Origin of the sequence: Micromonospora citrea, assembly GCF_049629545.1 — a bacterium.
Lineage (GTDB): Bacteria > Actinomycetota > Actinomycetes > Mycobacteriales > Micromonosporaceae > Micromonospora > Micromonospora citrea_A.
This window is the reverse complement of record NZ_JBNADX010000035.1, coordinates 14,844-37,821: the sequence shown is the minus strand read 5'-3', so window position 1 is coordinate 37,821 and position 22,978 is coordinate 14,844. Positions and strand designations below refer to the sequence as shown.

Genomic DNA, 22,978 nt, shown 5'->3' with positions numbered 1-22,978 from the left:
CTCCTCCTCCTCGCGGATCAGCGCTGTCCGCTGGCCGATTCTCGCCCGAGTTCCCGACATCCACTGTCGGGTACGTACGTCACCATGGGGCGTGCGCGCCTCCCGGATGATGACCCTGCTGTTGCAGTTGCAAATGCGGGGCCGGGTCAGCGGCCCGGAGCTGGCCCGGCTGCTGGAGGTCAGCGAACGCACGGTGCAGCGCGACGTCGAGGCGCTGGTAGCCGCCGGGATACCGGTGCGCTCGGCCCGGGGACCGGCGGGCGGCTACCGCCTGGACCGCGGCTACCGCACCAAGCTGACCGGGGTCGGCCTCGACGAGGCCGGCGCGCTGGCCTTCCTCGGCCTCGCCGGCCCGGCGCAGCAGCTGGGGCTCGGGGAGATGCTGGAGGGGGCCCGGATCAAGGTCTGGGCCAGCCTCACCGGCGAGGCCCGGGAACGGGCCGGCCGGACCGCCGAGCGGTTCCACCTCGACCCGTCGCGCTGGTACGGCACGCCCGAGCCGGTGCCGTGCCTGACCGCGCTCGCCGACGCGGTGTGGCGCGACCGCCGGGTGCGGCTGCGGTACGTGCGCGACGGGCGGGCGACCACCCGCGAGGTCGACCCGCTCGGGCTCGTCCTCGCCGCCGGGGACTGGTACCTGGTGGCCCTGCGCGACGGCCGGCGGCGCACCTACCGGGTGTCCCGGGTGCGCACGGTGGCGCCCCTCGACGAGCCGGTACGCCGCCCGGTCGGGTTCGACCTGGCCGGGTCGTGGGCCGAGTCGCGCCGCGAGCTGGAGCGGGAGAGGACGGCCGTCGAGGTGACCGTCCGGGTGGCGCCGGGGGCGTTGCCGCGCCTGCGACGCCTGCTGCCGGTGCACGGGCAGACCGGGGTGGAGGTCACCGCGACCGGGTGGGTCGAGGTGACGATCCCGTTCGAGAGCGAATCCTGGGCGGGTGAGGCCCTGCTGAGCCTGGGCGCCGCCGTGGAGGTGCTCCGGCCCACCGCGATGCGCGAGCGGGTGGCCCGGGAGCTGCGCGCCGCCGCCGCGCGCTACGCCCCGGCGTGACACGGCGGCCGCCCGCTCGACGGATAGGGTCCGGTGCCATGACGTCTTCACTGGACGGGCGCCGCTTCGCCGCCGTGGCGGATGTCGTCGCCGGCGAGGTCGGCACCGAGACCGTCTTCACGTACCGCGAGGCCGACGGTGAGGTGTGGGCCGACTACGCCGGCGGCTCCATCCGGCGCGGCCACCTCGTCGGCACCCGGCACGGCGACCGACTGGACTTCCGGTACGTCCAGCTCAACACCGACGGGCAGACGTCCTCGGGGCGCTGCGTCTCAGAGGTGTCCGTGCTGCCCGACGGCCGGCTCCGGCTGCACGAGACCTGGTGGTGGGAGTCGCGGCCGGGCAGCGGCGTCAGTGTCGTCGAGGAGTTGCCCGGGGGCGCGACGGCGGACGCGGGCACCGCGCCGACGGGTCGCGACGGGCTCGCCGGCTCGGGCTGATCACGTCCGGCGGCACCTGCGGGAACCGGGCTCCGACGGCGGGGAGGCGTTCGCGCGGCGGCGTACGAAGCGCACCGCCCCGACCGCAACCGGTACGTCAGCCGAGCGGGACCGGCTGCGCGGCGGCCAGCGCGGCGGCCCGGTACGGCGGCAGCGGCCCGCCTTCGACGACCACCTCCAGCGGCCACTTCTCCCGCCGCACCGTCCACAGCCGCGACGACAGGCCCGAGTACGCCGAGCGAGGATCGGCGTCCTCGGCGACCAGCAGCACGTACACCCAGCTCGCCCCCTCGCGGGCGCCGAGGGTTTAAGTTGATCAACTGGTGGGTAGATCCCGCCGCGTCAGCACCGGGTACGACCCGACAGGCGTGGAGGGAAAGGCAGGTCAGTCAGTGGTGAACTCGTGCCGCAGGCCGACCATGGCCAGGACGGCGACGGTGATCCGGGACGGCTCCCGTAGCACCAGCGCGGATCCGTCCGAGGTGACTCGCCGGCGCACCGCCAGCAGCGCCGTGACCCCGGCGGCGCAGAAGAAGTCCACCCCGCTCAGGTCGAGCACCAGCACCGGGGGTGGCTGGCCGGACAGCACGCTGTCCACGAGGCCGACCAGCGAGCCGACGGTGTCCATGTCGAGTGGCCCACGGACCACCACCACCGTCGCCGGGCCTTCCCGGGCGAGCGCGAGGGACAGGAGCGGGTGGCAGGTGGTTTCCCGCGTCGCCAAGGGCGGCGCCTGATGGACAGACATGAGCGGCTCCTCGGTGAGGATGTCGGGACCGGGTCGGCGCTCGGCCCGCCGTCGGCGGGCGGCACTGGTCCTGGGCTCATGTCCGAACCCACACCGACCCTAGCCGCATCGCGTCCGATCCGCACCATGCCCAGCGGCGGGCGCGGCACACCGGTGATCAACTGCACCCGCCGTCGGCTCCCGGGGACGAGCCCGGGCAGTGGCCTCACCTTCGGTACAACGACGGACACGTGGTCTTCGGGAGGTAGCGGTGGTGTCCGATGCTGCGGAATCGCATCTGGCCTCGGCGTACGGCCGACTGTTGACCCTGCTGGCGGATTCGCTGCACGTCGATGCGTTTCTCGACCAGGTCGTCCGGGTCGCCGCGGAGGTCGTCCCCCCGGCGGTGGCCTGCGGGCTGACCGTACGCCGGGACGGCGGCGCCTGGACCGTAGCCAGCAGCGGCGACCTCGCCACGAAGGGCGACGAGATCCAGTACGGCGCCGACGAGGGGCCCTGCCTCGAAGCCCTGCGTCGGGGACACATCGTCGAGGTCGTCGACCTGCGCGAGGACGGGCGGTGGTGCCGTTACCGGGAACACGCGCTCCGGCTCGGCATCGTCAGCTCGCTGTCGCTGCCGATGACGGTCGACGGTGAGACCGTCGGCGCGTTGAACCTCTACGCCACCGAACCCGCAGCCCTCACCGGGTCGGCACGCCGGCACGCCGAGGCGTTCGCCGCCCAGGGGACGGCGGCGCTGACCGTCATCCTGCGCCAGGCCGACCAGGCGCTCCTGCATCGGCAACTCACCGACGCGATGGCGTCCCGCAGCGTCATCGACCAGGCCCTCGGGGTGCTGATGGGCCAGCAGCGGTGCACCGCCGCGGAGGCGTTCGCCCTGCTCCGGCAGGCGTCGCAGCACCGCAACCGCAAACTGCGCGACGTCGCTACGGAGATCATCACGCAGGTCAGCGGCCAGTCCCCGCAACCCGCCCCCGGGTTCGTGGCGCCCCGCCAACAGCCGTGATCGAGGCAGCGGTCGCGCGACGGCCTGCCGTGACGGGACGCCCCGCTCCGCTCCATCGCCGCGCTGCTCGGGCCGGAGCAGCGCGGCGATCGGGGTTCAGGGCCTGCGAGCCGGCGCAGACGATGTCCGACGCAGCGGTTAGCCTGTGCGCATGCAGGAGGCGGCGTCCCGGAGCGACCTCGATGGCTGACGCCGACGACGTCCGTCGCCTGGCACTGGCGCTGCCCGACGTGGTCGAGGTCGACAGTGCGGGCTTCGACTTCCGGGTCGGCGGCAAAGGGTTCGTCTGGTCCTATCCGGAGCGCACACCCGGTACGCCACGCCGGATCCGCACCGACATCGCCGTGCTGTACGTCGGCGACGAGGCGGAGAAGCAGGCGTTGCTCCTCGGCGAACCCGAGGTCTTCTTCACCACGTCCGCCTACGACGGGCTGCCCCTGGTCATGTTGCGGCTGGCGCAGGTGGACGTGGATCGTCTGGAGGAACTCGTCACCGACGCGTGGCACATGCGTGCCCCGGGCCCGCTCGTCGGCGAGCGCGACACCACCGCCCCGGCGAGCCACCAGTCGTAGTCCGGCAACTGTCGGAAGCCCCCCGCTCGCCGTCACCTGAGCGGATCGCGGCGCGTGAGCGCGCCTGGTCATGGAGATGTCGATCACGGCGAGCTTGGCGGCTTGGCCTTCTGCGGGTAGATCGTCTCGTGGCGGGCCAGCATGGCGACGAACTCGCCGATCTTCCGCTCGCGGGTCTGTGCTCGTTTGACGGCAGTGAGGCGGTGCACGAGAGCGAACCGGTTGGTTCTGGTGAGTACGTCGAACATGGCCTGAGCGGCGGGGTCGGCGGCGATGGCGGCGAGGAGGTCAGCCGGTACCTCGGCTTCCGAGGGCGGGGCGTAGGCGGCCGCCCACCGCCCGTCCGCCTTCGCCGCTTCCACCGCGGCGCGGCCTGGAGGCAGCATCCCGTCCCTGCGCCTCGAGCCGGGCCACGTGGGCGACGTTGCGTTGTGACCAGGAACTGCGGGGCCTGCGCGGGGTGAACCGGATCCAGGAGGTCTCCTGATCCCGTTTACGGGCCTGCCCGTCGATCCAGCCGAAGCACAGGGCCTCGTCGACCGCCTGTTGCCAGGTCAGCGTCGTGACTGTGCCGCCCTTCCTGGTCAGCGCGAGCCAGACACCGGGCGACGTGGCGTGGTTGGCCGACAACCACGCCCGCAGCGCGTCGGCGTCCGCGACGATCAACTCATCCAGTCGGCACTCGCCATGACCGCAGGCTATCGCTGCCCCGTGGCCGCAGTCTCCTGCCTGTTGACCCACCCGGCCCACCGGACTGCCGGCGCGGGTCGCTCGGCAGACCATCGGAGCAGGCCCTCGATGGTCAGGACGATCCCGAGCGGGGGCCGGCATGTCGAACGTCTCGTGCACGCGCCCGCCCGGGTGGCTCGACCCGCCGACCGAGCATGACGCTGCGCTTCCTGGCCTCGAACTCCTCCGTGCTCAGGGCCCCCGAGGCCCGCTGGTCGGCCAACTGTCGGATCAGGGCGACGCGGTCGACCGCCGGTTTCCGCTGGTCGTCCGGCTCGGAGAGGGCCAGGTCGGCTTTGAGCGCGTCGAACTCCGCGCGCGTGAGCGCTCCGGTGCTCCGCAGATCGTTCAGCGCCTTCAGCCGCGACCAGGGGTCGCGCGCCGCACCCGTCGCACCGCCTCGACGCCGCGGGTCGCCGGTCCGGGCACCACCCTTCGTCCCGCGAGCGCCGACCGGTGGAGGTCCCCGTGAGGAAATCTTTGGCATGGCGTCGGATCCGGAGCGTCTCGTTCGTAGCACAGGTGAGAGGCGGCCGGAGAAGACCGCCGGGACAAGGGAGTCATGGGATGACGCGGTACTTGATCTCGTTCGGTGTCGGCGCGATGGACCACATCCCCGACGAGGAGATGCCCGACGTGGGCAAGGCCTCGCACGCGGTGATCCAGAAGGCCATCAACGCCGGCGTGTTCGTGTTCGGCGCCGGACTGGAAAGCCAGAGGGCGAGCGTCGTGGCAACGGACGGGATGGTCACCGACGGCCCCTACCCGGAGACCAAGGAGGTCATCGGCGGGTTCGTGGTCGTCGACGTGGCCTCACGCGAGGAGGCGCTGGCGTGGGCTGCCAAGATCGCCGTCGCTTGCCGCTGTGCGCAAGAGGTGCGGCAGCTCATGCCCGACCCCGAAACAGACGCGATGCTCCGTCAGGCCGGCAGGCGATGACATCCTGACGACGACTGATCGAGGCAGACCCCGCCATGGAAGAGCAAGAGCTGCGCGGCTGCGGTCGACGACGCGGGTCCGCGCATCGACCTGAACTGGAGATGCAGGGCGGTGACCCGGGGGGATCGGGCGTGGGACGAATCCCGGTCCCCCGGGCCTGACCGACCCCCCCACCGGTGACCACCCAGTCGGGCCCGCCCTCCCGCTCGCCGCCCCACCATCGACATGGTCGGACCTTGGCGTCACGCACGGCTTGCGACCAGCGGCAGATGTACCCACGAGATCCGAAGAACGTGGACCGCCGGGTCGGGTCCTGAAAGCGGGTGATCGACATGCTCGGGTTCATGGGTCGCCGAGCCGGCGCGCGGGCGTCGGCCGCGAGATGGCGGGCACCCTTGGTGGTCAGGCGCGCGGGCCCAGGAACAGGCCGCCACTCGCGTCGATGACCTGCCCGGTGACCCAGCGGGCGGCGTCGGAGGCGAGGAACGCGACCACGTCGGCGACGTCGCCGGGCGCGCCCAACCGGTCGAGTGCCGTCATTCCGGTGATCAACTCGGCCAGGCCCGGTGTCTCGAAGACCGCCCCGTTGGTCGCGGTCCGGGTGGCGCCGGGCGCGACCGCGTTCACCGTGATGCCCCGGGCGCCGAGTTGGTTGGCCAAAGTCAGGGTCATCGTCTCGACCGCGCCCTTGGTCATGGCGAATGACGTTTGGGTGGCGTTGGCCATCCGGGTCGCCACGGACGAGATCACGATGATCCGGCCGTGGTCGCGGATCAGGGGCATCGCCCGCTCGATGATGAAGTACGGCGCTCGTACGTTGACCGCGAACAGATGGTCGAAGGCTGCCCGTGTCGTGGCGCCGAGCGGGCCTGCGGGCGGCGCCGCCGCGTTGTTGACGAGGATGTCGAGTGGCCGCCCGGCCAGGCGGGCCTCGACCCCCGCGAACAGTGTCTCGACATCTCCGTCCACGCCCAGTTCCGCGCCGACGGCGTACGCCGTTCCACCGCCCTGCACGATCTGGTCGACCGTCGCCGTCACGCCGTCCTTGTCTGTGCCGAAGTGCGCGATGACGACGGCTCCCCGCGCTGCCAGCCGGATCGCGATCGCCTGTCCTATACCGCGCGACGCGCCGGTCACCAGGGCTGTCCTACCGATCAGGTCGCTCATGGTGTTAGCCACCCCAAAGTGTTAGTCACTACCAGTGCGGTAGTGTCTATCACGTGGGCGAGCGGCACTCAACACTGCGGGAGCAACGACGGGCCGAGACGCAGCGCATGATCCAAGCGCATGCGGTGCGGTTGTTCGTCGAGCGCGGGTACGACGGCACAACCGTGAACGACGTCGCAGAGGCCGCGGGCGTGTCAGCGATGACGGTGTACCGGCACTTCCCGACGAAGGAGGACCTCGTACTGGTCGATCAGAACGGTCCGCTGGTCGCCGAACGGATCGCCGCGACGGCGGCCGGGCAGCCCCTCGTGCGCCGCATCGGCAGCGCGCTCGTCGACTCAGCGCGGACGCTGACCGCCGGCGGCGACCGGTTCCTGCTGGCCCGTCTGCGGCTGATGATCTCGACGCCCGCCCTACGCGCCCGGCACCTGGACAACCACTACGTCCTTCAACAAGCCATCGTGGACGGCCTCGGAGACGAGGCCGCCGATCCGGACACGGCCTTCCAAGCCGCGGCGGCGGCCAGCGCCTGCCTGGCCGCTATGCATACGGCGCTGGTGCGATGGGCGGAGGACGACGGACGCACGGATCTGCCCGACTTGGTCGCGAAGGCGCTCGCGGCAGCCTTCGGCGACGACACACCCCGACAGGGGTAACCTCAACAACCCCTGACCGACCGAATCGCGAGGCAAGCACCACCGCACGCGACGCGGCAGTGGGACCGGACAAGAGACGCTCGATGCGAGCGCAGCAACACCGTGATCCGCGCCGCCATGCTGCTGCTCAAGGCCGAAGGGCTGATCGACGGTCGGCAGGGCGAGGGCGTCTACGTCGCCACCCCGCTTCCCCGGTGTACTTCCGTCCTGCACGGCGACGAGTTGATCCGTGGTTGCCTTGGGGGCGTCTGGAACAGTGGTGGCATGGACAACCGGTTCCGCCGGCTACCGCCGCGGATCGAACCTCGGTACGAGACACACGACGTCTCCGATCCGCCGCCGTTGCCCGAGGTGAGGGAAACGAGTTGGTTGACGCCGGCTGGGGAGGTGGCGGGCTTCGAGCGGTTAGCCTCCGCCGTTGCCCGCAATTCCGACCGGACCGGCTCGAACACTGTGCGGCAGCGACGGCGTGGCCGAGTGCTGGTGATCCTTTACATTGCCCTGGCGCTGGGGACAGCCGCCGTGGGCTTCGCCCTGAACGCCCACCTCCACTGATCCTTCCCTGGAAGCACGTAGGCCAGATTCTGCCCTTTCCCTCGTAGCGTGGAGGCTAGATGTAATGCCCACGAGCGTTGTTGACGGCGTGGCGGCTTGAGACGAGGCGAGACCTCCGGCGAGGTGTGAGGTGCTGACGCCCACACCGAAACCGGAGGTCTCATGGCCCACCGTAATGCCCGCCTGACGATCCACGGCCGGCGGTTGCTCGTCATGCGTGTCGCCGGCCAAGGTCGCCCGGTCGCTCATGTCGTGACCCTTCAGAAGATCAACGAGAACACTCATCTACAGGCATGGTCATCAGTTGGCGGAAGACTGGGGCTATCGACGGCCACCGAAGGCCGCATGTGTGACTACGCCTACGACGGCAATGGTTACGGCGGTGGCAGTGGCCAAAGTGTTGCCGGCCGGTTGCATCACCCAGGTCAAGACCTCACGGTACGCGGGCGAACTCGCCGGCCCGGAAAGAAGCACCACCAGAGTCCACCCGACGGGCAGAAGCCAGGCCCAGTGAGCCCTCCAGGCAACTCCTCCGAGCGCGAGCAGCCCCCCGATCCCGGCGGCGTCCCTGACCAGGAGCGCCACCGCTGCCAGCGGTTCGCTCACGAGCGCCGGCATGGCGGTGACGACGGCAGCGGTCGCCATGACGGCGAGGATGTGTGCGGCCCGCCGTGGCACCCAGGCGAGCGCAGCCGTCCGATCCAACGCGGGGTCCGCGCCGGCGAGCCCCGGCCCGAAGGCGACGGTCGCCACCAGCACGGTCAGCACCGCCACTGACAGTCTGAGGCGTGGCACATCGGTCATTTGGCCCAGGCACCACAACACGGTTACCCCGGCCAGCGCTGCCCCTGCTGACGTAGGGATGCCTCGGCATCGCAGGTACAACGTCAGCCATCTCATCGGGTGTCCCCGACGAGGACTTCGAGCAGGTTCACCTCGTCGCAGGCCAGTGCCGCCTCCCGCAACGCGGTGACGCGGGCCCGCTGCTCGGTCGCCGGGAGCGATTGAAGCTTCTCCCACGCCCGAAGCGCCGCTTCGCCATGATCACCGGACGGCGGTTTCTCGCCGATCAGCCAGGCCGCCGCCGCTAGCCGTGCGGTGTAGTGTGCTCGGGCCGCATCCGGCTTTCCGATGATGTAGGGACACGGCCGCGTTCCCGCCCCGTCCAGCAGCCGCCACCGCAGCTCGTCCGGAGTTCCCTTCGCGCCTCCCCATGGGTCAAGCTCGAGATCTACGAGCAGGGTGTCGCGCGGTTGTGGTGGGGGCTGCGCGTCGTACCACGATGTGGGTGTCTCCCGAACGGACGTCGGTGCCTGCGGAAGCTTCGCCGACAGTGTCGCGAGCGCCTGCCGCGCCGGTTCCCGCAGATCCGTCAGGGCAGTGGAATGCACCCTGGTCACACAAACCTGGAGCCCCGCATCGGAGCTGCACACCAGAGCGGCAGCCTCCGGATCGGGCACCGGCAGCCGCTGCCGGTCGGCGGGCAGCAGCGCCAGGGCCACTACTGCGGCGACTGCTGCCGGCAGGAGGCCCACCAGCCGCGCGGTCCGGGTGGCGCAGACGAAACCGGCAAGACCGGTGACGGCAAGGCCGACCAGCCAGACGGTGTGCGCGACACTGACTCTGCTGGAGACGGTCACGAAGTCGCCCCAGAACCCGAACGGCGATGGCGTCAGCAGGTGAACGACCTTGGGCACATGGGAGTATCCGCGATCGGTGATGGCGACGACCGCCACGGCGGCACCGACGACAGCGGTGACAGCCGGTGTCAGACGCGACGGCACGAGCGCGCCGACGGTCATGCCGAGCCAGGCACCGGAAACCATCCAGAGGACGCCGACACCGGCTATCACCACGGATTGGCCCGGCAGATAGCTGGCGAGCACCGCGACCTGGGTCACGCCGGCGGCGTACATCAGGACGTAGCCGGCGGCCGCCGACAGAGCCATCGCGGCGGCCCTTGGCAGGACCCGCTGCCAACGCGGCCGGGCGGTCGTCGAGACCAACTCGTCGGTACGGGACCTGCGATCACGGCCCGCGTGCCAGGCGCCCAGGCCGAGAGCCATGGGCCAGAGGATGAACAGGTACTCCCGCTGCCAGAGCGCCAGAAGCATCCAGCGTCCACCCCAGCCGTCCACGGTGAGAAACAGCAGGGCGGCGCCGAGCAGGGCCGTCCCGGCAGCTATCGACAGCGCACCTGAGCGATGGATCTCGATGCGAAGGATCCGTCCGGTCATGCCGCACCCTCCGCGGCTCGATGCCGGCGCAACAGCTCGGTATACCCGCGTTCGGCCGAGCTGTCGCCCACCACACCCTCCTGACCCACCTCCACCAGGTCGGCAGGTACACCCTGGAACACCACCCGTCCGACGTCCATCAGCACCACGTCCGTGCACGCCGCGACCACGTCCTCCACCAGATGTGTCGAGACCAGCACGCAGGTGTGTGTGCCCAACTCACGCAGCAGCGACCTGAAGTCCATCCTCTGCTCGGGATCGAGACCCACCGTCGGCTCGTCCATCAGCAGGATCTCGGGGTCGTTCACGATGGCCTGCGCTATGCCCGCCCGCCGGAGCATGCCTCCGGACAGCGTCTTCATCCGGGAGTTGCCGCGATCGGCGAGCCGCGCCCGTTCCAGCGCACGCTCAACCGCTTCCGGCACGTCACGCGCGGGCACTTCCTTCAGCCAGGCCATGTATTCGATGAACTCCCGCACCGTGAATCGGCCGTAGAAACCGAACTCCTGGGGCAGGTACCCGATGGATCGCCGCAACGTCCGTAGATCGAGCCGTCGGTGTATGGAGTGGCCCAGTAGTTCGAGGTCACCGCCGGCCGGTCGCAACACGGTCGCAAGCACCCGCATCAACGTCGTCTTACCGGCGCCGTTGGGCCCGAGCAGCCCGTGCACGCCGACGCCCAATGACAGGTCGAGACCGTTGACGGCAAGGTGCCGGCCGGCCCGAACTCGCAGGTCCAGCGCCCGGATCGCCCAGGCGTACGTCGTCGACGCCACTGATGCGGCGCTGATCGCCTCTTTCATTCCGTACTTCCTTTTCATCGAAGCTCGGCGGCACTATTGCGACGGGCGATCAGTACGAGGGTTACGACCGCTGTCAGCGCCGCCCAGCCCGGCAGGGCGGCCTCGGTCAGCAGCACCGACATTCGGGCGGTGACGATGCTCGGCCCGATGACCACCGCCGCCCACAGCAGCGCCAGCCCCGCCGTGGCCCGTGGCAGCCCTACCAACTCACCCAGTGCCAGCGCGCACATGGTGAAGGCCAGGCACGGCAGCAGCCAGCGCGCTGGGGAGGCGCCTACCAGCCAGCCGGCCACGGCGAGCACCGGAATGACCACGACAAGGACGACCAAGGTTCGCCGTAGCACCAACCCGAGGCCCGCCCGCGCTGTCGCGGCGACCATCTCGTGGGCCGGATCGACCCGCCGCGTCCAGGCGGTGGCGACTCCGAGAAACGGTGCCACCGGAGCGAGGAGGACAACCAGCGATGGCAGGGCTCCGCCCCTGGCTGCCGCAGCCAGGTCGAAGCCGAGCGCGACCAGGACCACGAGCACTGTCGTCGCGAGCCAGGGAACGAACACCGGCGTCAGCCATCGGGTGGACCGGGAAGGCAGCCACCGACGCCGTACGGGTGTCGGCGCAGTAGCGGACACCGAGGCATCCAAACCGGTCCAGACACGGGCCAGCAGCGCCGCCGTTTCGACGTCGCCAGCCTCGGCCAGGCGGCCCCGGCAGGCCGCACACTCCTCCAGATGTGCCTCCATCGCCCACAACACGTCCGGCGCGATACCGGTGTCGCCGCCGACGTACCGGCCCAGCAGGCCAGTCGAAATGTGTGCGGTCATGACAACGCCTCCCGCAGTGCCAGTCGCGCACGACGGGCGCGAGTCTTGACAGTCCCCTCCGGCAGACCGAGCAGGACCGCGGTCTCGTGGACCGTGAGTCCGTCCAACACCATGGCGTGCAGGACCTGGCGCAGTTCCGGTGCCAGTCTGCGCAGAGCGTCCCCGACCTCGTCACCGACCGTGCCGGCCAATGCCACGTCCTCGGCCGCCGGCGGGTTCTGCAATGCCAGTGGTAGCGGTACGGCCTGCGAATCTCTCGCCCGTCGCCGGAACGCGTCGATCAGGCGGCGCGCGGCGATGGACCACAGCCAGCCGAGCCCGCTGCCGGCGCTCACGCCCGCGAACGAATCCGCCGCCCGCCACACCGCCAGATACGTCTCCTGCATGACGTCGGCGACCAGGTCGTCGTCATCGCAGCGGCGACGGAGCCGGACCAGCAACCACGGGGACGTCTGGCGATACAGCTCGTCGAAGGCCGCCCGATCGCCACGAGCGGTACGCCGCACCAACTCCGCTTCATCCACCCTCACACCCATACAGACGCCCAACCCCGAAGATCAGGTTCTCGCAACGGTGTTTGCTGCGAGCTCGGGTTCTGACGGGTTACCGCCAGCTCTCGCGGTGTCGCTGCAGCCCGTCGAGGACCAGGTCGAGCCCGATGTCGAACTCCTCGGCGTACGCGTAACCAGGTTTCAGGGCACGGTCGACGATCATCTCGGTGAGGTGCGGGAACTCATCGCGGGGCAGCTGTTTCAGAATCGAGCCTGCCACGTCCTCGAGGTCGACGGATGACGTGAAGGGCAGACTGAGCTCCTGGAGCGCGAACCCGTAGATGTAGCTGTCCAGCACCGCGACCGCGTGCGCCGCACCGGAGATTGAGAAGCCCCCCGACCGTAGGCAGCCGATGACCGCGTTGTGGTGACGCAGTGTCGCCCGGCCAGGATTTTTCCGTGAGTCCATCAGGCTGATCGCCCAAGGGTGGCGCACCAGTGCGCCGCGCATCGAGACTGCTCGCCGCCGCATCGCGTCCCGCCAGTCGGCGTCGTCCGACGGGAGCTCGATCTCGTCGAAGACGAGGTCGACCATGCCGTCGAGGATCGCGTCCTTCTTGCGGAAGTGGTGGTACAGCGACATGGCCTCGACGCCGAGCCGCTCGGCGAGCCTGCGCATGCTCAGCGCACCGGTGCCCGCCTCGTCCGCCAGCGCGACCGCCGCGCGAAGCACCACCTCCTTGCTGAGCGAGTTGCGGCGGGGCGTAGGCGTGCCGGCTGGTTCCGTTGTCACGAGTCCTCCTGCTCAGGCTGCTTGGACAGCTTGACAGCCTTACAGCGTAAGGCTATACCTTACAGCGTAAGGCTGGAGCGGCGTGCTGAGGAGAAGGTCATGGAACCGATCGGTGTGGACGAAGCCAAGAAGCCGGGCAAGGGGAAGAAGGTGTGCATCGTCGGCGCGTCCGGGAAGCTCGGGCGCCACCTGGTGCAGCACGCAGTGGACCGGGGGTACGAGGTCGTGGGTGTCTGCCGAGAGCAGAGCGTCCACAAGCTCGCCGAGTTCGCGGGACAGATCACGGTGGTCCCCGGAGCGACCGACGATCGCGCGGTCATCGCACGGGCGGTGAACGGATGCGACGCGGTGCTCACGGTGTTGGTGCCGTGGGGGGTGAACCACTATGCCTCCGGTACGGCCCAGGCTGTGCTCGACCACGCGCGTCCGGGCGCCCGTCTGGTGTTCTCCTGCGGTTGGCACATCGCCCGCGACGGAAATGACGTGTACACGCGGAAGTTCAAGATGTACGCGGCCGTGTTCGGCCGGCTAGCGAAGCTTGCCCGGGTCGTGGACGTGGACGACCAGGTGGAGGCGTGCCGGAGGATCTTTGCCAGTGACACCAACTGGACGGTCGTGCGGGGCAGTGACCTGGAGGAGGGTGACAGTCAGGGCCTGCCGGTGTGGAGCCGGCACGTCGGTGACCCTGTCCTGGCCAGCAACCTCACCCGTCGCGTGGACTACGCCCGTTTCATGGTCGAGGCGGTGGAGAACGACGCTCTCGTCCGAGAGGCCCCGGCCATCGTCGGCCGGCTGACCCCATCGGCCCTCGCGCACGCCGACGGGCCGAGGTGAAGCGTCCGGCTCGTGTCCGCCCCGCGCGTCAGGGAGGCCCCACACCGGAAAACAAGATCGGCTGCCCGCAAAGGCCGTGCGGGTTCCCGGATCCACCACGCGTACCGCCACGGACAGATTCGGCCGGCCGCCCTGCGATCCAGTGGAGGACCACACCATGACCACACCGAAGACGCTCGCGAGGACCGCCGGGTTCCTCTATTTGATCGTCGCCGTGTTCACCATCTTCGCCGGGCTGGTGAACAGTCGCATCGTCGAGTCAGAGGACGCAGCGGCCACGGCCGACAACATCTCCACCTCGGCCACCCTGTTCCGCATCGGCTTCGTCAGTGAGCTGGTGGGGGCCACGGTCTTTCTGTTGACGAGCATGGCCCTGTACCTGCTACTCAAGCACGTCAACCAGATGGCTGCCGCCGCGATGGTCACCTTCGTCGCCGTCAGCGTCGCGATCCAAAGCCTGAACCTGCTCAACCAGAACGCGGCGCTGACGGTCGCCACCGGCGAGGACTACACCGCCGCCTTCGGCCCGACAGGTTCCGACCAACTGACCATGCTGTTTGCCGACATGCAACACGACGGGTACCTCATCGCCCAGACGTACTTCGGCCTGTGGCTCCTGCCGCTGGGCTACCTGGTCGTCAGGTCGGGCTACTTCCCCAAGGTGTTGGGCGTCCTGCTGGTGATCGGATGCTTCGGCCACCTCGTGGACGTGTTCGCACGCTTCCTTGCCCCCGACTTCGGCGCAAGCATCTCACCATTCGCCATGACCCTTGCGGCCGTCGCGGAAATATCGTTCATCTGTTGGCTGCTGGTCAAGACCGTACGTATTCCCGAAGCCAACACGGGGTCAACGACGTTGACGAAGGTCTGCTGATCCCTCGGCCTGCCCGGGGTGGACCGCTGACGACAGGACCCGCATGCCGCCCACGTGACGTCGAGGCCGCGCCGCTGGCCGTGAACCTCCGTGGCCTGTTCGGCGACTGTAGTGGTGTGGCAGGTGTAACGGGCGGGAGACGGCGTGGATCGGGTCAGACGCGATGCGCTGCTGGTGGTACGGGCGCAACTCGGGGACCGGCGGTCGCTGGCCGAGCTGGTCGGGCACTGGCATGAACCGGTGTGGCAGTACGTGCGACGCATGCTTGGCCGACCGGGCCTCACCGACGACGTGAGCCAGGAGGCGTGGGCCTCCGCGCTGAAGGCACTACCGGGTCTCAAGCAGCCGGACCGGTTCACGGCGTGGCTCTTCACGATCGCCCGGCGTTCGGTGATGAACCACCTGCGACAGCAGTACCGCGAGGCTGATCGGCTCGACAGTGACCCGGTCGGGGACGACCAGGTCGCTGCGGTACTGGACCGGGCCCAGGTCGCCGAGGGACTGGCCCACTTACCCGCACCCGAACGGGAGGTGTTGATCTTGTTCTACCTCCACGACCTCGCGCTGGAGGAATGTGCTCAGGTACTGGCGGTCCCGGCGGGGACGGTGAAGTCCCGGCTGTTCCGCGCGCGACGCCTGCTGCGTGACCACCTGATCGAAAAGGGCTACTCAGGATGACCGAACGACCGAGGTACGGCCCGGAGCACATCGTGCGCGGGCTCTCACTACCGCGCCGCGTTGCTCACCTCGTGGCAGGGCTCGGCGGCCTGACGATGGCAGCGGCAGTCGGCCTGTTGTGGGCCACCGAACCCGGCGTACTGCCAGGACGGACGCGCATCGCGTTCGCAGCGGTGATCGGCATCGGGTTGACGTGGGCCGGCTTCGCCGGTTGGGCCTTGGCCCGACGGCCCCTGTTCGCCGTCGACCGGGTGATCGCCGCCTGGCTCGCGGTCACCTTCAGCGCCCTTGCCGCACTCGGCATGGTGACGATCGCCCTCTCCCGAGCCACCGCCGCAGTCGTATTCGCCTGCGGCGGTGTCGGCGCGACGCTGACCGTCGCGGCCGGCACGATGCTCGCCCGCGCCCGCGCCCATCGCAGAACACTGCTGGCCCGTCGGGACGAACTCGAACGCCTGCAGCGTGATCAGTCAACTCATTGAGCAGCCGACTCCAGCGACAGATCGAAGACAAGCCCCTGGCAGGAGGAACCCACCATGAACGCTCGTAAGCCACTACCGATCGGTCCACTGGCCCTGGTCCTACGCCACCTTCAGCCCGCCTCAGCCAGCCGGAGCATCGCCATTCTCGCCGTCGCCCTCGGTACGGCCCTGCTCGCCGGTGCCGCCCTGCTCCTCCTACGCTGACTGCCACCATCGGACGCCCCGGCTCCGCTACGGTTAGTACAGCCCGTTACCGGTGGTTCCGGTGACGGGCTCGCTACCTGCGCTTATTCAAGATGGGCGATACTGGGATCAAACCAGTGACCTCTTCGGTGTGAACTCTCGGCAGCGCGGTCGGATCGGGCGTCGTCCGAGGTCATCCGCGCTGTTGAGGCTCGTCTCGGCCCGGTACGGCTGGCACGGTTGCTGTACTTCGCTGCTGTACTGCCGGCTTCGAGCGGTCGGTTTCCCTGGCCCATCCGAGGAAGCGGCGATGCAACGCGCCGGCTGGCGACCAGAGCATGTCCTCGGCGGCCTGGACGAGGTAGGAGCCGAGGTAGAGGGCCAGCGATACTGGCGCATCCACGTACTCCGCCCGCAGTTCCCGCCTCCGGGTTGGGCAGGGCCAGGGCAGGTCGCAGCCTCCGCAGCTCCAGATCGGCATAACTGGGCCATGGGTGGTCACCACACACCACTAAGGAACCGGGTGGTGATCGTTCGGGCCTGCCGGCTGATCGCCCAGTCCACCTGACAGCACGGGTACGGAGTCAGCCGCGACCACCAGGCGCGACAGCCGGCGCACATGCCATCGAGCCCTCGCACGTGAACCGCGAGGATCGCCAGCTCCTGCCAGTCGTTCACCACTCCCCCTCCCCCGGCCAGTGGCCACGATTGATCGGTATCCGGTGCCGCGCACGACACGGCAGCTCGGCTCAGCAGCGGCACACCCGCCGCCACCGTCGCCAGCACCAGACAGACCGATGCCGCCGCGCGAGGGTCATCGCTACGGCGAGGAGGTACTCCTCGTACGAGACACGCCGCACCGAATCCCCCTCGGGCATGGTCGACGGCACGGCGGCCGGGCCTCCACTGGTCATCCGACCGCCGCACCTGCCAACTCACGGTACATACGTAGGACTGTAGATACAATAACCTGTAGATCTGTTGGACACGTAGCGTCACATTCGTGATCGACCCCAGCGCGGATCGGGCAGTGTTCCGGCAGCTCGCCGACCTGCTGCGTGATCGGATCACGTCCGGCGACCTCGCGCCCGGCGCGTCGCTGCCCAGCGAGCTGCGGCTGGCCCAGGAGTATGGACTGAGCCGGACCAGCGTCCGGCAGGCCATCTCGCTACTCCGGTCGGAAGGGCTCGTGATCGTCGAACCTCCGCGTGGCACCTTCGTCCGGAGCATGGAGCCAACCGACACGGTGACCTTACGCAAGGGAGACACCGCCTCGGCCCGGATGCCTACCCCTACCGAACGTCGGGAGCTGGACATCGGCGAAGGCGTCCCGGTCCTGGTGGTCTTCCGCGCCGACGGCTCCCGCGAGCTATACCCCGCCGACCGCATCCGGGTCGGCCGCTGACCTACGCATTACGAGTCGCTAGCGACCCCGTGGTCTTGGCGCTGCGTCGCTCGCTCCGCCGGGTGCTGGTGTGCGTACTAGTCCGCTGACGTCCGCGGACTTGGCTGCTCGGTTGGCTGCTCCCAACCAGTCGGTCCGCCGCTGTCGTATCAACTGGTTAGGCTCCCGCCGTGCTCAACGACAAGACCACGTACGCACCACTGACCCTGTTTGAGTACGACCATGAGCCGGGCAGCTACTGCCTGATGATGGCCGACGCTGACTGGGACGACGCAGTTGACGTCTTCGAGGAGTGCGGGGCCTACGGCAACGGCTACGACTGGGAGGGCGTTGCCAGGCAGGCGGTCCGAGTTCATGTCCCGGACATCGTCGACCAAGTCGCCTTCGACTCGGAAGGCGGAACGTTCGTGGCTCACAGCGCCGACCTGAACGCGCTGCGGCGGCTGGGTGAGATCATGCAGAACGCAGTGCACAACCATGGCCTACTGGCGGAGCTGATTCGTGGTGCCGACCCGGAGTGGGCTGGACTGAGGTGAGCGGTTAGCCGCTCAGACGTCTCGCTTCTGAGCTCTGTGCACGATGTCCGTCCTCGTCTGGCACCGGTCGGCAGCTCGGAGGACCGTCCCTCTCCGTGTTTCTGGGCGCGCCAACGTCCGGCGCGGTTGCTGTCAGCGTTGCTGTCGACAGCAATCCCGCCAGCACGGTGGGCACCGCCAACGCACCCAGCAGAGCCGAAGTGAATGGGCGGGAAAGAGTGACTCCGTCGCCTCCGCTACCGATATGACCAATGAATCACGTTGCCCTCTTCGGTCAAGTTGACTTCGCGCCTTGCCCAGCGAAGAAGGTACTCCGAACGCTCCGGCGACAACCCAAAGTTGGCAACAGCCTCTGGCGCATCCACTTCAAACTCATCCCGTAACCGGCTAACGAAAACCCATTCCAGAGGCTGTAGAGGACCAAGCCTAAGAAACGCTACCTGATCTTCGCTTTCATCGATTATTCGCCATTTTTCTTGCTCGACTATCATCGCAAGGAGGATCGCCGCGCCAAAGGCAGCATCTTTGTTGTCGGGTACTGGTGTTGTTCTCTTTGCCAACTCCTCGGCTAGTACCGCATGAGTGCCTTCTTGGGCTTTGAAATATGGAGCAACGATGCTCTCCTCGAGCCCAGACCGTTCCATCCAGTCTTGATCTAGGACCGGACCACGATAGATGGCCGGCTCGATCCCCTTACCAAGAGCCGATAGCGCCTCAACTGCAGACTGGTAGGAGTATTTCGGCTCAGCGTCGATTCCCATGTAGGACCTGAGCAGTAATACGCCAACGATTTCCCGAACATCGCCCTCTAGTGCGCGATGGAATAGGGGGCTCAGAGCGCACATCACGCTAGACGTCATACCGGCGGCAACCGCTCTGGCAGGAGGGACTAAACAAGTCCTCGCTGCGACGACGGGAGCCCAAAATGTAATACTAGTCCAAGCATCTAGGTTACTCTCAACACATCCCGAGTCCTGCAAAACCCGCAGGACTCCGGGCTCAACCGACTGCAACGCCTCCCCGAGATCAGAGCCAATGCCGACCGCATCCGCGACCGCGCCCAACCTGGAGACTGCCGACCCAAACGCGAACGTACACGCGGCCAGCTCTGCATCGACGCCCAATATCTCATCGGTAAGCGCGGAGAGCAACTCGTCCCGCGCTACGACTCCAAGGTGATCCGATGCCGCGAGCAGTTGCAAGAGCGGAGCCATTGCTCGTTCGGGGCCAATCTCGGCATCCTCGTTGTCCTCCTCATCTGCGCCCGCGGGGACCCTGTCGCCGAAACCCACCCATTGCCCCGGAACCAAAGAGTAGTTCTCGTATGAGGGCATATCCTTTATCTTTGGTTGCCCCTGGACTGCCGCTCGGAGCGCCACACGAACGAGGGACCTACAGTTCAGCGGCGGCGGGTTTAGAGCGTCTATATGACGAGTAGCAAATGAAAGCAGATTGAGGCGCTCAGAGGGGGTAGACCTCGGGTCTACCAGATTCGCCGAAATTAGGTCGTAGATTTTTCTACGCGCACCACGATAGTGCTCATCTAGCACCTGCACAGCGATTTGTGAAACGATGTCCCAACTTCCCGCCGCAATCCTCGGTCCAACGACACGCCACAAGCGTGCGGGGCTAGGGTTTCGCCGCACCACTTCGACCGCCGTGAAATATTCTAAGAATGTGCGGTGCGTGAACCGATACAGGCGCTCGCCGGATTTTGTGGTGCCGACATCGGTCAGGACCCAGGCCCTACCCTGCCAGCTTCGGTAAAGGGAGATGGCAGCTTGCTCCGCCTCAGTCTTTGATTCGTAATGCTCCTCTTGCCAGTAGTTGGTAAGCTTTGCGCGCAGCTTCTTCTCTGGAAGTGGGTCGAGCGCTCCGTCACTAAGAAACACCCAGTATGCGATCGCCTGCAGGGCGGCCTTCGCGTCAGCTTTCAGTACACTTGGTCCCCGGATTCCTCGCTGCTCGTCCCAACGCTCGAAGAGCATGGTCGCACATCGCTCATAAAGATCGGCCCTGTTCTGAGGGATCGATCGCGCGCCACGATAGACGTTGCAAAGTAGGCTCAGCATCAAAGGGTTTGAGCGGAGATCTTCGATTGAATCTGACTCTTCAAAGAATGATTCCGCTACGTCCATTTGTTCACTAGGGGACAAGTTAGGCTGCAGCGAAAACCACTTCATCGCGTATTCGTGAACGTCTTCCCTGTGCAGCTCGCTTAGTCTGACGGTTGCGAACGTTCCTGGGTTCAGTGGAGCCTCCCAGTAGCCTACGCTCCGCGATGTCACCAATACCTTGACGGACGTGTACAGCCGCGAAAATGCCTCAATGCTGTCCGTTACCTCATTGCGTCGATGTGTGTCGAGCAGTTCATCTAGTCCGTCGAATAGAACCAAACAACCACCGGACGCTAGGACGTAATCTATAGCCCCACTGGGGGCATCCAGGTGAAAATCTTCCCGGATTGATTCTTCAATGTACCGACTTAGCGACACGCTGCGGTGGATTTTCGCGTTCTCGTAACGGCGTATCGTCACAATGAACGGAATCTTCCCAAGGCTACTCGTCGGCAATCCTTGTCCGTCAGACGTTAGATACGCGATACGTTGAACCAGCGTGGACTTTCCCGCACCGGGGTCGCCCAATATTGCAGTCCTGTAGGACCTGTCGAGAAGCTCGTGGACGGTTAAGCGGACGGCCGACCGCTCATCTCCCGGGAAGCCGAAGCGGGCTGGATCGTGCGGTATTAGCGTGGGTTCTACATAGATCGCTTCCATGGGAACAGAACGTTGGTCGTCCAATGAAGCCGGTATGATGTCGCTGCATTTTGCATGGATCGCACTTTGGTATCGGGCTAGGAACTCCGCGATAGCCGGCAAATCATCAGGCTTTTGTTGACGGATTGTTGCGGTACGCTGCGTTAGACCACGAAGGTATCCGGCATTCTTTTCTGCTGCCGCCCGATCGATGGTGCGGCCGTACTCCGACGGAGACGCCTTGCGAAGTTCACCCAGTGCTTCGACTTGCAACCTGGCGATTACGTCAACAACCAGCCTAGCCGCTACTGTCGCCTTCTCCCGGCTCAGCCCGGCGTGCAATACGATCAGTGCGATCGCAATCTCAAGGATGTCGTCGCGAGAACGCTTATACTCCTGAGTTGCGATTGCGACGGCGATCATTCTGCCGATTTCGTGGTACTCGCTGCTTCGAAACAGGAGCGAGACGGAAGTCATCTCACTCGCTGAGAGGTTCTCCTGAAATCGGTTGAGGAGCGGAACAACAGATGCTTCCGTTGTTCTTAGTATCCGCGATGTGATGTCCTCAGCGCGCTGCTGCTTTCCCCTTGCTCGTGCCTTCACTACCTGGCCAGCGCTACCTCGCAGGGCCTGGACAGCGAGATTCGCGAGCGTGCGGATCAAGATCGGGTCCAACAGAATCTCCAGCTTCGCCTACGTGGCCAATACGGGCTTGAGTTCGCGCCCATGCTTGTCTTCGTGGATGGTGGAGCCGTAAGACGCAATACTCCCAGCCAAGGGCCAAGAGAGCCATCCCGTGTGCCGTCGACCCGCCCTCCTGGGGAGCGGGCTGCCGCCCGGCCCGCCACGTCAAGCGGACCTTGACGCACGTTCGGACGCTGGCGGATCGGGCGGTGGTCTGCTCGGCTCGTCCCGGGTCGACGGCAGGCGGGAGCGCCTACCGCCACCACCCACAAACCGCGACCCGCCGGCGGAGCCCTGGCCATCCTGGAGCCGGAGCGCCCCCGCCGGAGGCGCCCTAGCCACAACCCCGCGACTGCCGCCAGCTCGCCGACGCGGCCGGCGTGCGCTCCCCCAACGCCGCGCGGGTCCTGGCCGCGCGGCCCGGCCGGCTGGCGGCCCACCACCTCACCCATCAACGCCCTGTCGTTCTCCGGCGGCCCTCCGGGCTCCCCTCTTCCGCGCCAGCCGCCGGGCGTCAGGCGGGACGGCCGCAGAGCGACAGCGGCAGCGGCCGGCGCGCGCCCAGGCGGCGGCGCGTGCGGCCCGTTCAGGGCCGCCTTGATAGACGTAAGGAAAGTCCTCCCACGTTGGCCGGCAGCCGGCCTACCTGCCCAATCTCACGGGTGGCGTTGGCCGTCGGAGGCGATTGGGATCAGTCTGGCTGCTACGTCTTCGAAGTCGCCGAAGCCACTGACGGTTTGCAGCAGGCCATGCGTCCGGTAGTAGGCGCGCAACGGCTCGATCTGCTCTTGGTGGTTCTCCTGTGAATGCATGTACATAAGCAGGAGTTCCTGACGTCGCTCGGCTAGCTGGGGTTCCAGTTCTATCCGTCGTTCTACCCGGCGGTGAACGGCGAGGCGGAGTTGGTCCTCAGTCAGGACGAGTTCGATCACTGTGTCGGCGACATGGCCGCTCCGCTTCAGCAACTCGGCCTGCCGGATATTGCGAGGGAAGTTGTACAGCACCCAGCCACGGTCGACGTTGGCTAGGGCGTCAGCGACGGCTCTGACCATCAGTTCATCCGGGACAAGATGTCCGGTCTGCATATACCCGTTCGCCCCTTCGCCCAGCGGAGTCTGCTGCTGCACGTGCTCGCGGAAGAGGTTGCCTGCGCTGACGACCTGTAAGCCCCTGGTGTCTGCCAGAGCCGACGCAGCGGAAGCCAGGTCGACTACCGGCCCGGCGATGAGGGCAACGTTGGGCATGTGCACTCCCATGTTGGGGACGCCGAAGAGCCACGCTAGCAGCACAGGTGGCACCTCACGTGAGATGTGGACGTGGAGCATCAGCCCGGATACGGCAGGTCGGAAGCCGATCCTCGATGCCGGTTGCCCGAGTCACGGCGGGTTGACGTGTCGGTTCCCGGTGCTACTCTGGCGCTCGTCGAGCACGCCAGCGCGGCATTCCCGCCGGATGGCTGGACTCGACACCGGAGATGCCGAGCGGCCTTCCTGCCGCTGATGCGGGCCACGTCCCGCCGGCTCTCAATCACACCGGCCGCT

25 protein-coding genes and 2 pseudogenes are annotated in these 22,978 nt (G+C 67.5%); 14 read left to right on the top strand and 13 right to left on the bottom strand.

Annotated elements, in window-relative coordinates; genetic code table 11:
• Positions 1–91: 91 nt before the first annotated feature.
• Entirely contained in the window at positions 92–1,048 is a 957-nt protein-coding gene (locus tag ACPFP2_RS27285; protein ID WP_424092715.1) for a helix-turn-helix transcriptional regulator, read from the top strand.
• 38 nt (positions 1,049–1,086) lie between these two features.
• Positions 1,087–1,488 carry a hypothetical protein gene (locus tag ACPFP2_RS27280; RefSeq protein ID WP_424092712.1) on the top strand — a complete coding sequence of 134 codons (402 nt, stop codon included), beginning with the start codon at positions 1,087–1,089 and terminating at the stop codon, positions 1,486–1,488.
• Positions 1,489–1,585: 97 nt separating this feature from the next.
• Here the strand turns inward: ACPFP2_RS27280 and ACPFP2_RS27275 are convergent, their stop codons facing one another.
• On the bottom strand, positions 1,586–1,765 hold the full coding sequence (locus tag ACPFP2_RS27275; protein WP_424092710.1) for a hypothetical protein: 180 nt from the start codon (positions 1,763–1,765) through the stop codon (positions 1,586–1,588).
• Positions 1,766–1,873: 108 nt separating this feature from the next.
• Positions 1,874–2,236: an STAS domain-containing protein gene (locus ACPFP2_RS27270; protein ID WP_424092708.1), complete on the bottom strand. Its 363-nt coding sequence runs from the start codon at positions 2,234–2,236 to the stop codon at positions 1,874–1,876.
• Positions 2,237–2,489: 253 nt separating this feature from the next.
• On the opposite strand from ACPFP2_RS27270, the gene ACPFP2_RS27265 reads away from it, so the two are divergent.
• Both ACPFP2_RS27265 and ACPFP2_RS27260 read left to right on the top strand, forming a co-directional pair.
• The gene (locus tag ACPFP2_RS27265) at positions 2,490–3,242 is read left to right on the top strand and encodes a GAF and ANTAR domain-containing protein (RefSeq protein ID WP_424092706.1); all 753 of its coding nucleotides are present in this window, start codon (positions 2,490–2,492) and stop codon (positions 3,240–3,242) included.
• A 182-nt stretch (positions 3,243–3,424) separates the two neighbouring features.
• A complete protein-coding gene (locus tag ACPFP2_RS27260; RefSeq protein WP_424092704.1) occupies positions 3,425–3,814 on the top strand; it encodes an MmcQ/YjbR family DNA-binding protein in 390 nt (129 codons plus the stop codon).
• Between the two features lie 83 nt (positions 3,815–3,897).
• Here the strand turns inward: ACPFP2_RS27260 and ACPFP2_RS27255 are convergent.
• Both ACPFP2_RS27255 and ACPFP2_RS27250 read right to left on the bottom strand, forming a co-directional pair.
• A pseudogene (locus ACPFP2_RS27255) lies at positions 3,898–4,489 on the bottom strand (YdeI/OmpD-associated family protein).
• Positions 4,490–4,616: 127 nt separating this feature from the next.
• Positions 4,617–5,030, bottom strand: a complete 414-nt coding sequence (locus ACPFP2_RS27250; protein ID WP_424092702.1) for an SHOCT domain-containing protein — start codon at positions 5,028–5,030, stop codon at positions 4,617–4,619.
• Positions 5,031–5,110: 80 nt separating this feature from the next.
• Between ACPFP2_RS27250 and ACPFP2_RS27245 the strand changes: the two genes are divergently transcribed.
• Complete coding sequence (locus ACPFP2_RS27245; protein ID WP_424092701.1) at positions 5,111–5,482, top strand: YciI family protein; 372 nt, start codon at positions 5,111–5,113, stop codon at positions 5,480–5,482.
• A gap of 402 nt (positions 5,483–5,884) precedes the next feature.
• Here the strand turns inward: ACPFP2_RS27245 and ACPFP2_RS27240 are convergent, their stop codons facing one another.
• The gene (locus ACPFP2_RS27240; RefSeq protein ID WP_424092699.1) at positions 5,885–6,649 is read right to left on the bottom strand and encodes an SDR family oxidoreductase; all 765 of its coding nucleotides are present in this window, start codon (positions 6,647–6,649) and stop codon (positions 5,885–5,887) included.
• Positions 6,650–6,702: 53 nt separating this feature from the next.
• Here ACPFP2_RS27240 and ACPFP2_RS27235 point away from each other — a divergent pair, with 53 nt between their 5' ends.
• Together ACPFP2_RS27235 and ACPFP2_RS27230 are read left to right on the top strand one after the other, a co-directional pair.
• On the top strand, positions 6,703–7,305 hold the full coding sequence (locus ACPFP2_RS27235) for a TetR/AcrR family transcriptional regulator (RefSeq protein WP_424092697.1): 603 nt from the start codon (positions 6,703–6,705) through the stop codon (positions 7,303–7,305).
• A gap of 87 nt (positions 7,306–7,392) precedes the next feature.
• A pseudogene (locus ACPFP2_RS27230) lies at positions 7,393–7,500 on the top strand (GntR family transcriptional regulator); the annotation flags it as partial.
• A 681-nt stretch (positions 7,501–8,181) separates the two neighbouring features.
• Here ACPFP2_RS27230 and ACPFP2_RS27225 read toward each other — a convergent pair.
• The 6 genes from ACPFP2_RS27225 to ACPFP2_RS27200 all read right to left on the bottom strand — a co-directional run bounded on the left by ACPFP2_RS27225 (position 8,182) and on the right by ACPFP2_RS27200 (position 13,005).
• A complete protein-coding gene (locus ACPFP2_RS27225) occupies positions 8,182–8,628 on the bottom strand; it encodes a hypothetical protein (protein WP_424092742.1) in 447 nt (148 codons plus the stop codon).
• Between the two features lie 128 nt (positions 8,629–8,756).
• Complete coding sequence (locus ACPFP2_RS27220; protein WP_424092696.1) at positions 8,757–10,097, bottom strand: hypothetical protein; 1,341 nt, start codon at positions 10,095–10,097, stop codon at positions 8,757–8,759.
• The gene (locus ACPFP2_RS27215) at positions 10,094–10,900 is read right to left on the bottom strand and encodes an ATP-binding cassette domain-containing protein (RefSeq protein ID WP_424092694.1); all 807 of its coding nucleotides are present in this window, start codon (positions 10,898–10,900) and stop codon (positions 10,094–10,096) included. The genes ACPFP2_RS27220 and ACPFP2_RS27215 overlap by 4 nt, the downstream gene beginning before the upstream one ends.
• 14 nt (positions 10,901–10,914) lie before the next feature.
• Positions 10,915–11,721 carry a zf-HC2 domain-containing protein gene (locus ACPFP2_RS27210; RefSeq protein WP_424092692.1) on the bottom strand — a complete coding sequence of 269 codons (807 nt, stop codon included), beginning with the start codon at positions 11,719–11,721 and terminating at the stop codon, positions 10,915–10,917.
• Positions 11,718–12,257 (bottom strand): RNA polymerase sigma factor, encoded by a 540-nt coding sequence (locus ACPFP2_RS27205; protein WP_424092690.1) that lies wholly within the window; start codon positions 12,255–12,257, stop codon positions 11,718–11,720. Before ACPFP2_RS27205 ends, ACPFP2_RS27210 begins: the two co-directional genes overlap by 4 nt.
• Before the next feature lie 67 nt (positions 12,258–12,324).
• Positions 12,325–13,005 (bottom strand): TetR/AcrR family transcriptional regulator C-terminal domain-containing protein, encoded by a 681-nt coding sequence (locus tag ACPFP2_RS27200; RefSeq protein ID WP_424092688.1) that lies wholly within the window; start codon positions 13,003–13,005, stop codon positions 12,325–12,327.
• 99 nt (positions 13,006–13,104) lie between these two features.
• Between ACPFP2_RS27200 and ACPFP2_RS27195 the strand changes: the two genes are divergently transcribed.
• The 7 genes from ACPFP2_RS27195 to ACPFP2_RS27165 all read left to right on the top strand — a co-directional run bounded on the left by ACPFP2_RS27195 (position 13,105) and on the right by ACPFP2_RS27165 (position 17,997).
• Positions 13,105–13,839 carry an NAD(P)-dependent oxidoreductase gene (locus tag ACPFP2_RS27195; RefSeq protein WP_424092686.1) on the top strand — a complete coding sequence of 245 codons (735 nt, stop codon included), beginning with the start codon at positions 13,105–13,107 and terminating at the stop codon, positions 13,837–13,839.
• Positions 13,840–13,996: 157 nt separating this feature from the next.
• The gene (locus tag ACPFP2_RS27190) at positions 13,997–14,713 is read left to right on the top strand and encodes a DUF4386 domain-containing protein (protein WP_424092684.1); all 717 of its coding nucleotides are present in this window, start codon (positions 13,997–13,999) and stop codon (positions 14,711–14,713) included.
• A gap of 144 nt (positions 14,714–14,857) precedes the next feature.
• Positions 14,858–15,391 (top strand): RNA polymerase sigma factor, encoded by a 534-nt coding sequence (locus ACPFP2_RS27185; RefSeq protein WP_424092682.1) that lies wholly within the window; start codon positions 14,858–14,860, stop codon positions 15,389–15,391.
• The gene (locus tag ACPFP2_RS27180; RefSeq protein WP_424092680.1) at positions 15,388–15,873 is read left to right on the top strand and encodes a hypothetical protein; all 486 of its coding nucleotides are present in this window, start codon (positions 15,388–15,390) and stop codon (positions 15,871–15,873) included. Before ACPFP2_RS27185 ends, ACPFP2_RS27180 begins: the two co-directional genes overlap by 4 nt.
• Positions 15,874–15,927: 54 nt before the next feature.
• On the top strand, positions 15,928–16,077 hold the full coding sequence (locus tag ACPFP2_RS27175; RefSeq protein WP_424092679.1) for a hypothetical protein: 150 nt from the start codon (positions 15,928–15,930) through the stop codon (positions 16,075–16,077).
• A gap of 982 nt (positions 16,078–17,059) precedes the next feature.
• A complete protein-coding gene (locus ACPFP2_RS27170; protein WP_424092678.1) occupies positions 17,060–17,461 on the top strand; it encodes a GntR family transcriptional regulator in 402 nt (133 codons plus the stop codon).
• Positions 17,462–17,631: 170 nt separating this feature from the next.
• Positions 17,632–17,997, top strand: coding sequence for an Imm51 family immunity protein (locus ACPFP2_RS27165; RefSeq protein ID WP_424092676.1), 366 nt, complete (start codon positions 17,632–17,634; stop codon positions 17,995–17,997).
• Positions 17,998–18,233: 236 nt separating this feature from the next.
• Here ACPFP2_RS27165 and ACPFP2_RS27160 read toward each other — a convergent pair whose 3' ends face one another.
• Both ACPFP2_RS27160 and ACPFP2_RS27155 read right to left on the bottom strand, forming a co-directional pair.
• Positions 18,234–21,428 carry an NACHT domain-containing protein gene (locus ACPFP2_RS27160; RefSeq protein ID WP_424092675.1) on the bottom strand — a complete coding sequence of 1,065 codons (3,195 nt, stop codon included), beginning with the start codon at positions 21,426–21,428 and terminating at the stop codon, positions 18,234–18,236.
• Between the two features lie 665 nt (positions 21,429–22,093).
• Positions 22,094–22,681, bottom strand: a complete 588-nt coding sequence (locus ACPFP2_RS27155; RefSeq protein WP_424092674.1) for a nucleoside monophosphate kinase — start codon at positions 22,679–22,681, stop codon at positions 22,094–22,096.
• Positions 22,682–22,978: the final 297 nt, after the last annotated feature.

Bases quoted from the DNA above. Each gene is read 5' to 3' on its own strand.
- ACPFP2_RS27260 (WP_424092704.1), top strand. From the start codon at position 3,425: ATGGCTGACGCCGACGACGTCCGTCGCCTGGCACTGGCGCTGCCCGAC.
- ACPFP2_RS27180 (WP_424092680.1), top strand. From the start codon at position 15,388: ATGACCGAACGACCGAGGTACGGCCCGGAGCACATCGTGCGCGGGCTC.
- ACPFP2_RS27210 (WP_424092692.1), bottom strand. From the start codon at position 11,721: ATGACCGCACACATTTCGACTGGCCTGCTGGGCCGGTACGTCGGCGGC.
- ACPFP2_RS27190 (WP_424092684.1), top strand. From the start codon at position 13,997: ATGACCACACCGAAGACGCTCGCGAGGACCGCCGGGTTCCTCTATTTG.
- ACPFP2_RS27220 (WP_424092696.1), bottom strand. From the start codon at position 10,097: ATGACCGGACGGATCCTTCGCATCGAGATCCATCGCTCAGGTGCGCTG.
- ACPFP2_RS27205 (WP_424092690.1), bottom strand. From the start codon at position 12,257: ATGGGTGTGAGGGTGGATGAAGCGGAGTTGGTGCGGCGTACCGCTCGT.
- ACPFP2_RS27245 (WP_424092701.1), top strand. From the start codon at position 5,111: ATGACGCGGTACTTGATCTCGTTCGGTGTCGGCGCGATGGACCACATC.
- ACPFP2_RS27195 (WP_424092686.1), top strand. From the start codon at position 13,105: ATGGAACCGATCGGTGTGGACGAAGCCAAGAAGCCGGGCAAGGGGAAG.
- ACPFP2_RS27155 (WP_424092674.1), bottom strand. From the start codon at position 22,681: ATGCCCAACGTTGCCCTCATCGCCGGGCCGGTAGTCGACCTGGCTTCC.
- ACPFP2_RS27270 (WP_424092708.1), bottom strand. From the start codon at position 2,236: ATGTCTGTCCATCAGGCGCCGCCCTTGGCGACGCGGGAAACCACCTGC.
- ACPFP2_RS27215 (WP_424092694.1), bottom strand. From the start codon at position 10,900: ATGAAAGAGGCGATCAGCGCCGCATCAGTGGCGTCGACGACGTACGCC.
- ACPFP2_RS27280 (WP_424092712.1), top strand. From the start codon at position 1,087: ATGACGTCTTCACTGGACGGGCGCCGCTTCGCCGCCGTGGCGGATGTC.
- ACPFP2_RS27175 (WP_424092679.1), top strand. From the start codon at position 15,928: ATGAACGCTCGTAAGCCACTACCGATCGGTCCACTGGCCCTGGTCCTA.
- ACPFP2_RS27250 (WP_424092702.1), bottom strand. From the start codon at position 5,030: ATGCCAAAGATTTCCTCACGGGGACCTCCACCGGTCGGCGCTCGCGGG.
- ACPFP2_RS27240 (WP_424092699.1), bottom strand. From the start codon at position 6,649: ATGAGCGACCTGATCGGTAGGACAGCCCTGGTGACCGGCGCGTCGCGC.